Raw genomic sequence first — 14,030 nt, 5'->3', positions numbered from 1 at the left:
GAGGCTCGCTATTCGACGGGAGTGCAGATGCCGCCTCACGCTTCGTAGTGAGGACCTTTTCGTCATTTGGCACTTTAACCTCGGAAAAGTGACGCTCGACAACTCTACCCGACCCTCCATATTGCTTAATAACAAGGTCCGCTGATGCGCGAGACGGACTATCGATAGCGGCACTCGCGCCATCAGCTTTATGAAATATTCCGATCCGATCGAGGAATCTGATAAACTCGCTCCTATCGACTGTTACGCTCCTCCAAAGACGGTAAATGTTCTTAGCCTCAGTAGGAATACTGAACTCGAAATATGACACTGTCCTATCAATTGATTTATCAAACGGATGATTGAGGTCAAATATCTCATTATCGTGCTCGTTCACAACGGAATCACTGCGAAGAGAGCTAGATCTAATCCAGTCAAAGGACGGCTGTGCCTTCGGGTGCGTGATCCGGTAGCCTTGTAGTCGCAATTTCGATTGCTCTATTGCTTCCAGCATTTTTCCCAAAAACAGCTTCCTCATGCGGTAGCCGTCTGCGTCCTCCCTGTCATACAAGAGGTATCCTGGTTGCGCGCGAGACCGGTACTCCTCTCGATCAACAGGCTCGTCGAACAAATTTGTCAGAACGACGCCATACAAGGCAAAACGTACCGCAACTCGTATTGATATCTGGTCGTCAATAGGAAGATCATATTGAGTACGCATCCATTATTGATCCATTTTGTAAAAACTGTTCGCCGCATCTTATGGCAGCAGCTAACCACCAAACCCCGTCGAGTCTGCCTTAAACTTAAGCTGTCGTGTGTTGTCGCGGACGACACCGACATCTTCGTCTGAGAAGCCATCCGTTGCTTGGGCTTCGATCTCAAGGGTCAAGTTGATGCGTGCCCCTTGCGTGCGCTGCAGTTGCTCGACGATGGCGGTGACGACCGAGTCAAAGGACTTAATTGGGCGGGATGGGTCGAGCACGACGGTGCCGTAGAACCGGGTGGGTCGCGACGATATCGGCTGAGGAGTTGGCGGTGGCGGAACTGGACGGTCCTCTCCAGGAGCAGGAGGGGTGCCGGGGGGCACTGTCGGCTCCGCCGGGACCGTCAGCCCCCGCGCCGCGATTTCCTTGCGTACGATGAGCCCACTTGTGGATAGAGTGCCGGGCGGAAGGCGACCGAGCACCAGACCGCGATAGCCACCGGCTTCATCTACGCCATCGGCATAGCCAAACTGCGGGTCGCTGCCTGCGACGCCCTCGGCGATCGAGACTTCCAGCACACTGGGGTCGCGCAACTTCGGCAGGTAGACGTAAGCGGCGAACCACTCTCGCACTTCAGCGATCGCAAGATGTGGCTGACCTGCCGGCCAGAGCGTGTCGAGCTTCGCAAGGAGGATCTTAGGACCGAGCACTTCCTTCACGATGCTGTCGCCCTTCGGCGAGAGCTTCTCGTAGGCCGACATGGCGATCGAGCTCCGGTCTCGCGCCATCAAAGTCGTCTGCTCAATCTCGAAGGGCTTCCCGTCGAGCACGCCCGCATCCTTGTTGGCATAGAGGAGATGCGTCCAGGCGGCGCGCACCGCCTTCTCAGCGGCCTCCTTTGTGCTGCTGGCGCGCTCCCCCACATCCTTCACCTGCGACGTCGTGAGTTGCCCCTTGACGATCTGGTCGCTGTTGATCGAAGCCCAGCCCATCGCCTTGCGGGTCACCTCACGGGCATTGTTGAGAGCGGCATCGTCGGCAGCTACGAACACCAGAGTGTTGCGATACCGACGCTGCGTGGCGCGGCAACGCGTCAGCGCATCCGTCGCCGCCTCGATCGCCTTGGAAGCCTTGGCGCCCTTCGTGTGGGCGGTCTCGGGCTTCAAGATGACAAGCGCGAGCGCGGACGCCTCGTCGACCATGGCCGGCTCGTCGGGAGCAGCGTGAACGCGGGAGAAGTTCGCCTTCTGCCCTGCTTCCGCCTGTAGCACTCGGACGATTTCCTCGTCGACCTTGTAGGGCTCAAACGCCTTGCCGCGCTCGTCGGCGAGGCGGTTCAGGGTCGGCTGCGTCGAGAACCAGTAGCGACCGGCGTCTTCGTAGAGATAGGTGGCGACCTCGTGCAGCTCGCGCAGAGCCTCGCCGAAGATCGCAAGCTGGTCACCCGGCTCGGCCGCCGCAAGCCGGATCGAAAGACCATTCACCCCTGCATTCGGCTGGCCGACGGTTGGAGCGGAGCAAAGGAAAACTGCCCTCGCGGCGCGGGTCGCCGCTCGAGCCTGAGAAATCCGGCGGCTGGTGTTGGATTCCATCCGTGCGGGAAGGGACCGTTCGCCGTCCACTTCGCTGTCCAGAACGGCGGCGAAGGCTGGATCGAGCGGATCGATGATGCCCGCCTTGATCTTCGAGTCCGACAGCGGGATACGGCCCGGAAGGATGAGCGGGTCCCTGGCGCGTTGTTGCCAAAGCACGCTGACAACGTCTGCCATGAGCCTCAGAACACCTCGGGTGCGCTGAAACTTCGGTAGCGTCGACCAGTCCTTCGAGAGTCGATCAAATAGCTCTGGATGGATCGGATAGGAAATGCGCAAGAGGTTGGCGTAACTGGCCTCCTTCGCCGTCGGCGGAAACTCGCTTGGATTCTTGCGATAGAGGTCGTGGAATGCCTTGACCGTCTCGTCCCGCGCCCGCTCGCCCTCGGCGTCTAGCGACTGGAAAAGTCGGCGGCGCACGATCTCGTAGGTCTCATTTCCGTGGGCGGCGAGCCAGGGCGAGCCGATGCGGCCAAAGTGAGTTTCGAGCCGCTTCAGAGCGGCGACACCTTTCGCACCACCCGCCTCCGCATCGCTTTCTGGCAAGGAGCCGACCACGAGCACATTCGGCACCATCTTCGCCGCCTCGGTCAGCGACTGGATGAAGGTGAGGAACGATTCAAACCGGTCTTCTGGAAGCTGCCGAGCGAACGCTACGACCTCGTCGAGGAGGACGACACTCGGCCCCGCCAGGCGAAACACCGCGGCGATCAGTTCCGAGCCCGGGCTGGTTCCCGCCGCCTCAGCCTCGCGAACGAGATCGAGGCCGGGTTGACCCGCGAGCTTCCATGCCAAGAAGCCCCATACCGTGCGGACCCGCGGACCGCCATCCAGCAGCAGGTCCGAGTCTACCCCCTTGGCGGTACCAACGAAGACGGCAGTTTTTGCCGGCTTCCACGAGGCGATCGTCTCCGCATCGGCGAGATCACGGACGCCCTCGAGCAGCTTGAGGTCGCTTGCGCGTGCCAAGTGATAGAGCGCCAGCATGGTGTGCGTCTTGCCGCCACCAAACGAGGTCTGCAGTCCGAGCACGGGGTCGCCGCCGGTGCCGCTGAGGCGGGCAAGGCCCGTGCGCAACACGCGCTTCAGGCCGTCGGTCAGAAAGGTGATTCGGAAGAAGTCGTCGGGGCTGGCATAGTCGCCGCTCGCGTGGCCGAGGTCGACCGCGGCAAGGTCGGCGGCAAACTCGGACTGCTTGTAGCGGTTCGCCAGCACGTCCGGATGCGGGAAGGCGACTTCGGTCCAAGGCTTCAGCACCCCCACTGGCTGTTCTGAAGTGTCGAGCCCGAGGGAGAGCGTGCCAGCCGGCTCCGCTTTCGCCGACGCGGCTGGAACCGTTAGCGTCGCAGTCGGCAAGCCATGCTGCCGCTGCTCCGCATAAAGCGCTTTTAGAGCGTCGATTTCTTTGCCGGGGCCCTTCAGCTTCTCGGCGAGGGCAACCATCGCGTCGAGGTAGCGCAAGCCCTCGGCGTCGGTGAGTGGCAGGGTCAGGTGGGAGGTGTTGTTGCGCGCCTCGAAGCAGGACGAAACGAAGTTGCGGACCTTCGGCTTCTCGTTGCGCGCGAACGCCTCTTCAAAGACATCGCGCCACTGGTCGATCATCGTCTTCAGCAGCGCATACAGGTCGAGCGGATCGAGTGGCGAGGCCGACTGGGTGCGGCTCGCGTACATGATCCAGCGCTTGCCGTACTTTTTCTCCATCCGAGCGGAGACGAACGGGTGGATGGCGCCCTGCAGGTGGTCGAGGCCTTCGCGCACGCGGCGCAGCGTGTCCTTGTCGTCCACCATCCTTGGCAATCCCCCATTTTTTTCAGGCGAAGAGGTCGCCCGTTCCGCTAATCGGCGTCGGCGCTCCCGACTCGGACGCCCGGTCGAGGAGATGCGGCCACTCCTCGGCGAGTTGATTGTACACGAGCGCCTCGCTCGCCCAGCCCTTTTCGGTGGCGATGCGGAACAGCCGGTCGACCAGCGCACGTGCGTCCGGTGCCCGCGCTCCCATCTCGGCCACCAACTGCCCCGCCGACTCAGCCCCACCGTCGGGCGCGTTGAGCACGCGCGCGGTGTGCTGCACGCACTCCCAGACCGTCGGGGTCTTGTCCCTAGCAGGAGACCAGTCGGCAGGAAGCTTGTCACGGGGGGTGAGAGCCGTCTTCCCCTTGAGGTCAGAAAAGACCCCCGCGGTGAAAAGTGCGTTGATGGCAGTGTTCTTCGCGGTGGCCAGCGTAATCAGTTCGCCTGAGGAGCGGGCTTCAAAGCCGTAGGAGCCGAACCAGGCAAGCGCTACCTGCGTTTCGGCGTCGAAGCTCGCGAGGATTTCGTTGTCAATCTCTTCCCAGACGCGGTTGATAATCGCGAGCGCCGTCTTCACTGACATTGTGCTGTCATCGTCTTCGAGCACCTCAGCAAAGCGGGTGAAGACCCCCATGCCCGGCCCTATCACAGATTGCTGCATATCAACGGGCCCCGACTCCGGCCACGCGGATCTTAGCGATGGCGTCAGGGAGCTCTCGGCGCAGTGCAGCGGTGAAGCCGGCGCGGTCGGCGGCGGCGGCAGTTTGCAACCGCTTTCGGCAGACCAGGACGATTGAAGAGGCGAGTGCGTTTGCCCCTTTCCCAATCATCCGATTTGCGAGCTCAGTGCGCAACGGCCAGGTGCCGTCGACTGCGAGGCCCGCGTTAGTTACAGCCTGTAGGAAGGACGCCCAACCCGCCGACGTGACGCCGTCATCCGCAGCTTCAGACTGCTTAAATGCGTAATAGATTGCAAGAGGCTCACGATCGGTGGCCGCCGCCCTCATGGCGGAAAGAGCTTCTCCCATGCCTCGCAGGAAAAACTCTTCCGCCTGTGACTTGCCGCCATGGCGATACGGGGTCGCAACAAGCTCCTCGTCTTTGGGCGTAACAAGCCTACGAAAAAGGTCTGGCCACATCTTCGCCAACGGGCGCTTTAGCCACACGTAGAAGAAGTCTGATAGCTCCGCATACCCAATATTGTCATAATAGGGAGGATCCGTTGATACAATAATAGGCCGAACGGGAAAAGAATTTTTAGACGCGTTGATTTGATAAATTGCAGATTCTCCTGTATCCTGTAATCTCCATAGCACTTCACTAACAGCTAATGCCGTTCCTGATATGTCGCCACCAGCACCGCCCAGGGGATTAGTCTCTGAATAGTCCCATACCATGGGAAGCGCTTGCCGCCCGAAGGTATTCCGCATTCTGTCCATATTGGCCTCCCATGAGCACAATGTCGTGTTCCGGTCAGCCGCCTTGTCAACGGCAAAGCCAAGATATGTTGCCACCGCATCAGCGTACGCGGTGGCACCCGCACCACCGGCGCTGAGGCCATTGGCAATAGAACGCGCTCCTTCGTGATCAGAGTGAATGTCAAATAGACCGGAAACCCTAGCATTATTCAACACCTCCTCTCTCGCTTGTAAAACAAGGTCCGAGAAGGTCGCTAATGACACCAGTTGTCGATTAGTAAAAGCATCTCTCCATCGCGGCATTCCATACATTGGTAAGCGATCAACGTCATGACTTGGTGTCGTTATAAGCTCGTCTGGCGCCCAAGTAGGGCGAGCGCGGGCGGCAATTGCTTCGTGCTCATCGGTCGGACAAATATAGACTCTCTTCTTTTTACCCTCTGCAACAATCGCCATTAATCGTGACTTCAATCCGCCCTCTTTTGCCTCACTGCGAATATAATTGAAGTCTATACTAGTTCCCGATAGGATGCATGTGAACGATTTTCCCTTCCCAAGCTTGGTTCCACTATTCTTTATTTCAATCTGATTTTTCTCCATAGCACCGCATTTAACATCAAATCGCCAACCATCCAGTGACCCTTTGTCGATAACTACCTCAACCCATGCCTTTTCTGCATGCTTCGTCGAAAGCATGAACGACGATACGAGCGGCACCCTTGCACCTTTCGCCGCTGGATCAGGTGAGCGCACCGTACGCGCCCACAGCCACGCGATCACCGTCGCCTCTGAGCCATCCGGCAGCGTCGCCTTGGGATAGAGATGGCCGATGCGCTTCTCCGCCTCGTCGCGCATCCACTGGCCGTAGTAGCGCACGTCCTCGGCGAGGCCCTGGGCGCCCTTGCCATTCCAGCGCCCGCCGCGCTTCAGCTCGGCCTGCGACTTCGGATTGACCGGGGGCCGTCCTGCGAACTTCGGCGGGATTTCGACCAGAGCCTTGCCGATCAGAACCGCCACCGGATTGAGGTCGGAGCCATAGGCACGCAGGCCGAGCCGTTGCGCTTCTAGCGGGATCGAGCCCCCGCCGGAGAATGGATCATAGACCGGCGGTGCCTTCTCCTGCAGATAGGCGAGGATGGCCTTGCTCTCGCCCTTTGGCGGCGGCTCCTCGCCCCGCCCCCAGGCGAACGAGCGGGCGATCTCCCAGCGTGCTGCCTCGATCGCCTGCTCGAAGCGCGCGGCGTCGCCGGGCTTGGAGCCCGGCCACTCGACCATCTCCTCGATGACCCGATGCAAGCGCCGCCGCTCCACCTCCTGCTCGGCCTCCGTCGGAAACTTTTCGGGCCAGGAGGAAGGATCATCGACCAACTGCGCAAACAGCACCGCCCGGCACGCCGCCAGCGGCCGCCGCGCCCACCACAGGTGCAGCGTCGAGGGATGCCCATGCCGGACCGACTTCTCCCGCGCCGACGCCTTGTTGATGGCCTCCAGCGGTATGGAGACCTCGATGAGCTTCTTGCGGGGCGCCGGCGAAGGGTCAGTCATGAACAGCCTTTGAAATTTGGTATCGATAGAGCTCAACACGCTCGACGATGACCTCGTCGCCCTCCATGATTTCAGCGCGGGTCAGGAAGTCTGCGACGGCGCTTCGTTCACGCAAGATGCGCTTGGTTCGGTCGATGTCGGTGGTGACGGTGCGGCCTGGGCTGAAGCTGATCGTCAGAGTGCGCGGCGCGCGGTCCGCCTTGTTAGACCCGCCGACCGCATCCTCAGGAAAGAAGTCGAGCGGCAGGTATATGTGATGGTTGCGAACGTTGCCGCCGGTGATGCGGATCACGCGAGCCATTCCGGCATCGGTTTCGTGACGTCGTTCCGACGGTGGCGCGGGGACCCCCGAAGCCGGCGAGCCCGCCGGAGGATTCACTGAGGTGGTGGAGTTGGGCGGCACTCTGGACGGTAAGTCCGCGGCGGCACGCGGCAGTCTAGCCGCCAGGGGCCGGTCAAGGCCGCTCGCTTCGTCCAGGCCACCAACCTGCGCCTCGACTGCGGCGGAGACCCGTGGGTCGAGTTGGACCCAGATCACGGCGCCAGAAGGATGATCATAGGCGACGGGCTGCGAGAGCGGCAGCGCCCGCTCCAGCACCCACGGCGTGCGCCATCCATCGGAGAAGGCGCGATCCTGCCTCTCCGGCGGAATGCGATGCTTGTCCTCCGCCAAACCGTACTCCTCGGCAGAAGCGATTTCCGGCAGGGAGCCGAGGACGTCGGCGGTGCCCACCACCTGCCCGCTGCCCTTACGGATCAGGGCGATGCGCCCGCGGATCTGGCATCCGGTGCGCCGCATCTCCCACGTCTTTTCGCCCCGCAGGATCAGCCCCATCCACGGCTCATCGATGATCAAGCCTCGCATCCCGTCCCCCATACGCACTCGCCCGGAGCCGCGTGACAACAAAATTTGACGGCCTGGTCAACCGGGCGCGCCTCCCAGGGTCATCAGTTCGCGGACATTGAAGGCGACGGCAGTCTCGGCAAAGCCGAGCTCGCGCTGGAAAAACCGTCTCACATATATGGGCTGCTGCGCGAAGGCCTCCTCCACCACGACGATCGCGAGAATGAAGGCGTCAGGGCTGTTCAGGGCGGCGAGGAGCTCGTTCTTCGTCAGCATGACGACGTCGCCGCCGACGACGCGGCCCTTCACCTCGATGAAGCGCAAGTGCCCAGTCCGGCTGTCGCGGCTCTCGATATCCCACCCCTTCTTTTCGGCCGACACGTCCCGGGGCTGATGGCCGAGGAGACGCTCCGTCGCCAGAACGGCCTCCATTGCTAGCCGCTCGATCACGGCTCGAGCGACGGGATCATCACTGAAGCCGTCGGGGGCCCGCGGTGTCGGCGAACGCAGGAGCTCCCTCAGGAGCCCGCCAGGGATGACCAGAGCCGCACCCTTCAGGATGGGGGACATGGCAGAGATCTGCCGCTCCCGATCAAGCTCGCTCTGCCGCTTGTGCAGTCGCTCGACCAGGCGGCTGGCCGTTGCCTCGGCGTTCTGCGCATTGATGCGCTGCTCCTTGCCGGCGCGCTCTTCCTCCCGAAGCCGGGCCGCGCGCGCGTCCCAGAAATTGATTTCGCGGCTGAGGCGCGCCCGGACCTCGCGCTCGACCTTGTCAATCTCCGCCAGTCGGCGCGCCCTCACCTCCGCCAGATGCTGCGGCACCAGAGAGCGGACGGCATAGCCGAGAGCCCGTGTATCGATGTCGGCTGCCAGCCAGGGGGCGGCGATGACATCCGCCACCGCTGCGCGCTCCTCGACCGTGATAGGTCGACAGTCCAGATAGGGCGCAGGGCCACCATCGATTGCCGAGCCGTCCTCCTTCAGGAAGACGAACTGCAAGCGTTGGGAGATCACCCGAGGCTCACCGGTGCGTCCCAATCGTCCGTCCCGGACGGCGTGCTCCAGATAGAAGAGAAGACGGGGCTCCTCACCGCTGTCGGCCTCGTCGACCAGGATGCCGCCTTGCGGAAGCAGGGACTGGTGGCGCTCCAGCACCACGTCGACCAAAGACTCGAGGAGTGGGTGTCCGGGCGCGAGCAGTTCCGCCTGCGGCTGGCCGGCGACAAGCCCCTTCTCGAAGGTCACGCGGGCATAGCGATCGAGCACTGGATCCGTCCGACCGATCAGCCGGTCGCGCTCCTTGAGGACTGGTGGGACGCGGAGAATCTCGAAGCGGCCGTTCTCCCGTTCGCTGATGCGGCCCCCCAACAACGGGAATGCTTCGCGGAAGAAGGCACCAATGAAGTGCGGCTGCAGCCGTTGCGCCTGGGCGCGCTCCATCTGCTCGCGGATCTCCGCGACGGAGCTCGGGCTCATGCCTTCGGTCGTGAGTTTGCGTTCAGCAACGAGCTTTTCGATCGCGCCGACGTCCACTGCCCCGTCGACCTTGCGGAGGAGTTCCGCTTTGGTCTCCGGCTGGTCCCCATATCGAATTGCATCGATCAACAGGTCGCGCAGGGCATGGCCCTCGAAGAGCTCGCCGAGCACGTCATAGACCTTGCCACCCAGCGCCGCGCGAGCCTCTTCCAGCTTCTCAAGGAGGCGACGGTAGACCTCGCCCTCGCGCGTATTCGCCGCGCAGAGGTTCCAAAGATGGCATACCTCGGTCTGACCGATACGATGGATGCGCCCGAAACGTTGCTCGAGCCGATTGGGGTTCCACGGCAGATCGTAGTTGATCATGAGGTGCGCGCCGCGCTGCAGGTTTACACCCTCGCCGGCAGCATCGTTGGCGATCATGATGCGGACAACGGGGTCGGAGTTGAACGCGGCAATAGCGGCCCTGCGTGCTTCGCGGGCCACGCCACCGTGCACCACGACAACGGCTGCGGGATCACCGAAACGCGCGGCGATCTTGTGCTGCAGGTACTCGAGTGTGTCTTTCGGCTCGGTGAAGATCAGCACCTTCCGGCGCAGGCCGGTCGCGGCATCGAGCATCAATGGCTCGTCGAGGATGGAATCGAGCTCTCGCCACTTCGCGTCCCGGCCGGACAGCTTCAGCCTCAGGGCGCGCTCTTCGAGATCCCTCAGGATTACGATTTCCGCCTCAAGCTCGCCGAGCGTCGCGGCAGCCGTCGCCTGATCGGCGATGAGCTCCTCGGTCTGCTCCGCCTCGGGTCCCGGCACCTCGTCGATATCGTCAGGATCATATGAGGGTAGCGCCTGCTGGCGCATGAGCGTCCCCCCGCCTCCTTGCCGCATGAGGTGCTCTTCCCTCAACCGTTCCTCAAGCCGCCTGCGTCGCCGCTCGAGGGACCGGTGGATCGCCGCCGGGGAGGATGCCAACCGTCGCTGGAGGATTTGGAGGGCGAAGCCTACGCTCGATCGCCGCTTATCGTCGCCGCTGCGATCGGCACGGTTCATCTCTTCGCGGACGTAGCTCGTGACCGCCTGATAGAGGTCCGCCTCGATCGGCGACAACTCGTAACTCGCAGTATATGCGAAGCGCCTCGGGAACAGGCGCGTGCCGTCAAAGCGATAGAGCTCCTCCTTCGTCAGCCTCCGCATCATGTCCGATACATCGACCTTGTGCACTCCTTCGCGAAACCTACCCTCGAACCGATCGGCATCGAGCAGACCCATGAAAAGCTGAAAATCAGCTTCCTTTCCGTTGTGAGGGGTTGCTGACATCAGAAGGAAATTTCTGGCACGCGTGCCCAGAAGCTTGCCGAGCTTGTGCCGTTGCGTCTCCTTTACCTCCCCACCAAAGTACGAGGCCGCCATTCGGTGCGCCTCGTCGCAGATAATCAGGTCCCACTCCGGAGCGGCTTGAAGCTTCGCTTTCAGCTCGTCGGAACGAGCGGCCATGTCGAGACGCATGATCAGCCGGTTCTTATCGGCGAATGGGTTGCCAGTGATCGATGCCTCGATCTGGTCCCGAGTCAGCAGATCAAAGCCGAGCCCGAACTTCTCGCTCATCTCCTCCTGCCACTGCTCAACCAGGCTGCCCGGCGCCACGATCAGACAGCGCTCGAGGTCGCCTCGAATCATCAGCTCCTTGATCAGCAGGCCGGCCATAACGGTCTTGCCGGCGCCTGGATCGTCGGCGAGCAGAAAGCGCAAAGGCATGCGCGGTAGCATTTCGCCATAGACAGCCGTGATCTGGTGCGGCAAAGCCTCAATCTGAGATGCGCTGACGGCAAGGTAGGGGTCAAAGAGATGAGCGAGGCGGATCCGGTAGGCTTCCGAGACAAGCCGCAAGAGACTGCCGTCTGCGTCGAAGGCGAAGTACCGGCCGGCGTCCGCCAATTCAAAGCCGACATCCTCCCCACGAAACACTAGGCGCTCGGCGACTCGTCCGTCTACTCGATAAACAATATTGATTGCATCACGCCCAAAACGTGATGCAGAAATAATTTCAGCGATACCGATGGGGTCGAGACCCCTTACCCGTGCCCCCGGCGAAATGTCATCAAAGCTAAAAATTGGCAGCTCTCCCCAGTGTACTATGTAATGCGCGTTGCGACATGCTGACACTTTCCACAACCAATGCTACGATATACCCGGCTGCCGTCAACCGGTAGGGGGGGCCAGACAGCGAGACGCAGCCACCCGCGCAGGTTGGCAATTAACTTGGAATGTGACAGAGAGGATTCCATATGGGCAGGATTTTCATTTGAGTATCGACTCTTATTCGCGAGCAAAAGAATTCCCCAAGAAGCTATTTTTTTGGCTCTCCAATGCTGCTGCGTGACGTATACCCACGGGTGTTTGCGGAACTGCCCGACCTTCTTGACTGGGACCGGCACTTTGCATGGGAAGGCGAGGCCCCCTCGGTGGTTGCCGACCTGATTTGCGGTGCTATGGAACAAGCTCAATACTCCAGCCGCGAGCGCACGCTTCACTTAGCAGCGCTTGCTCAGGCTGATCTTACAGATGAAAGCGCGCGTATTGGGGATGGCCCCGGAGCCCCTCTAATTGACGGTTGTCGCTTTCTGATCTCGATACCGGCGATCATGACAACTATGGCAATGGGTAGGCATGGCGACTGCTATGGATGGATCCATTGGTCGGCGTTCCGAACGCACGATGCCAGTCGGCGGATGAATTGTGGAGAATATCGATTGCCTCCCTTTGCCGGCGCACCAGAGGGGCTGAACGGGATGTGCCTCTCCTACTTCACGGTCTGGGCCGAATCCGCGTTCCTCTTAGCCCGAAAATTTGGTGGGATGGACGAGTGGTGCGGTCGCATCATCGACTATTGCTGGGCTAGGATGGCTGAAGCGTTCGAGGCCGGTGACATGCCAAACGTTGCGCGTGCCATTGTCGCGATCGTCAACTGGGCGACAGAGCGCGCCGATCAACGGGCCGAGTTCCTGACCCATCAACTCACGGAGCTATATACTAGTTCTGGCATTGACAACCGAACGAAGGCAACGCTTGCGAACGTTTTCACTACAAAAGCCGCGGCTTGGACCCACCAGAGCCCTCGCGATTGGGCACTTGAAATCCTACATAATTATCGAGAAGTTTTAGTCGAACACGAGATTGTTCAGTATCTCTGCTCCACGATAGATTCTTCCGAATCGTGGGCCGCATCTCGCGTCGAAGTTCTGCGCGAGATCAGCGTATTGGTGAACTACTACCGACGCTCGGCCGCAGCTGCTGATGCGACCGAAGTGCTTGAGGCGCGAGTGGCAATCATCCACCCGCTCATTTTCGCTCTCACCGAGTTTGGAGATACCGACGACCTAATGGACGTGCTGTGGGCTTGGTATGGCCAAGAGAGCCTAGAACGCGCCGACGCAAACGTCCTGTTTATCGGCTCGGCACACGGGTCTGGTGTCACCTACGTTTGGCCCTGCGGGCGGTACATCGTGCGCGGTAACGCGTCCAACGAGACACTCGAGGCGCTACTGGTGGGCATCTCCAGCGCGCTCAACGAGTACTTTCGCGGACCAGCCGGCGACCGCGAACTGCAGCTGGACGAGCGAATGATTGGGACACCAGCTTACGAAACCGCCTCGGCTCTTGTGGCCGCGATTTCCAATCACTACGGTCTGGATCAACTGACAGAAAACCTTCCGGCGGAATGGCGGCCACGATCGCTCGTGGTTTTTCCCGCACATCGCGACCCTCTCCAGGCGCTCTTGGCTGCGACCCTTGGGTGGCTAGCGCCGCTGGAAGCAAGCGTTCAAAGACCGCGGCCGGCCCGCCGGATCAGAACGGTCAGTATCTGGCCTGGCGAGACCCAGACTACAGAAGCCGAGGTCGCCTTTTTGCGGGCGATTGCAGTCCAAAAAGGTTGGCATCTGAAAGTCACAAACCCGCCGTTGAACGCCGAGGCCTTTCGAGTTTACTATGAAGATCCAGAGGCGGACGTACTGTGGGTCATCGGCCACGGGGAGCAGTCTCCCTTCAGAACTTCCGGAAGCGGCCTAGTGCTTGCCGGCGAACAACTTCTGACCGCAGCCCGGTTGGTGGCTTTCACCCGACCGGGTGAGGGAAGTCGTCTTTTGGTGCTGAACATTTGCAGTGCTACAGCGACCCAGACTAGAGGGGGGCTCGCCCGCATCGGACTGGCCCACGAACTTGCTGCCGCAAACCAGGCGGTGATCGGCCACCTATGGCCAATCGACTACTTTGCTGCGCTAGCATTCGGTTGCGCGTTGGCAGTCAATCTTGGCCAAAATGACCCAGCCGATGCGCTGCGGGAAACACAGTTGATACTGCAGCGTCATCAAGATCTTATCACGGTTCTTTCTGCAGCAGCGCCCGGTGCCGAAGTGATTGAACGCCTAGCGAACGAACACGCGGCCGAGCGGGTTGCAAACATTCTATCCTGGGGGAGTGCCGTTCTGCTAACGTGAGAGTGCGCTTTCGAGGCGCAAGAGCCTCTTGTTTCGGTACGACCTTACTTGTCCCTCGGTAGCTCGAGGCGCCGGATTGGCCCAAGTCGGTGGAGAGCACGATCCGCCCGCAAATCTGGTCACGGCACGACGCAAACACCGGCATAGCGGCTCCACGAATGTCCCACGGGTGCGGCAGGAATCAG

The 14,030-nt window shown here is 61.1% G+C and carries 7 protein-coding genes; 1 reads left to right on the top strand and 6 read right to left on the bottom strand.

Features of this window, described 5'->3' with window-relative positions; genetic code table 11:
* The 6 genes from RUR49_RS11290 to RUR49_RS11265 form a co-directional block, all read right to left on the bottom strand.
* On the bottom strand, window positions 1-700 hold a 700-nt coding region (locus tag RUR49_RS11290), incomplete at its 3' end, for a hypothetical protein (RefSeq protein WP_409146483.1).
* Between the two features lie 51 nt (window positions 701-751).
* Entirely contained in the window at window positions 752-4,066 is a 3,315-nt protein-coding gene (locus tag RUR49_RS11285; protein ID WP_409146482.1) for a DUF499 domain-containing protein, read from the bottom strand.
* Between the two features lie 22 nt (window positions 4,067-4,088).
* Complete coding sequence (locus RUR49_RS11280; RefSeq protein WP_409146481.1) at window positions 4,089-4,703, bottom strand: hypothetical protein; 615 nt, start codon at window positions 4,701-4,703, stop codon at window positions 4,089-4,091.
* Between the two features lie 28 nt (window positions 4,704-4,731).
* Entirely contained in the window at window positions 4,732-7,068 is a 2,337-nt protein-coding gene (locus tag RUR49_RS11275) for a DUF1156 domain-containing protein (protein WP_409146480.1), read from the bottom strand.
* A complete protein-coding gene (locus tag RUR49_RS11270) occupies window positions 7,025-7,888 on the bottom strand; it encodes an ASCH domain-containing protein (protein ID WP_409146479.1) in 864 nt (287 codons plus the stop codon). Before RUR49_RS11270 ends, RUR49_RS11275 begins: the two co-directional genes overlap by 44 nt.
* 66 nt (window positions 7,889-7,954) lie before the next feature.
* The gene (locus tag RUR49_RS11265) at window positions 7,955-11,461 is read right to left on the bottom strand and encodes a protein NO VEIN domain-containing protein (protein ID WP_409146485.1); all 3,507 of its coding nucleotides are present in this window, start codon (window positions 11,459-11,461) and stop codon (window positions 7,955-7,957) included.
* 254 nt (window positions 11,462-11,715) lie between these two features.
* On the opposite strand from RUR49_RS11265, the gene RUR49_RS11260 reads away from it, so the two are divergent.
* Window positions 11,716-13,845: a CHAT domain-containing protein gene (locus tag RUR49_RS11260; RefSeq protein ID WP_409146478.1), complete on the top strand. Its 2,130-nt coding sequence runs from the start codon at window positions 11,716-11,718 to the stop codon at window positions 13,843-13,845.
* Window positions 13,846-14,030 lie beyond the last annotated feature (185 nt).

The organism is Pseudoxanthobacter sp. M-2 (assembly GCF_046156265.1).
GTDB lineage: Bacteria > Pseudomonadota > Alphaproteobacteria > Rhizobiales > Segnochrobactraceae > CAMDHY01.
The sequence above is the reverse complement of the archived record's forward strand: the minus strand, read 5'-3'. Positions and strand labels throughout refer to the sequence as shown.

What these genes read in the sequence shown, in the direction of transcription:
- RUR49_RS11285 (WP_409146482.1), bottom strand. Translation starts at nt 4,066, where the DNA reads ATGGTGGACGACAAGGACACGCTGCGCCGCGTGCGCGAAGGCCTCGAC.
- RUR49_RS11280 (WP_409146481.1), bottom strand. Translation starts at nt 4,703, where the DNA reads ATGGGGGTCTTCACCCGCTTTGCTGAGGTGCTCGAAGACGATGACAGC.
- RUR49_RS11260 (WP_409146478.1), top strand. Translation starts at nt 11,716, where the DNA reads ATGCTGCTGCGTGACGTATACCCACGGGTGTTTGCGGAACTGCCCGAC.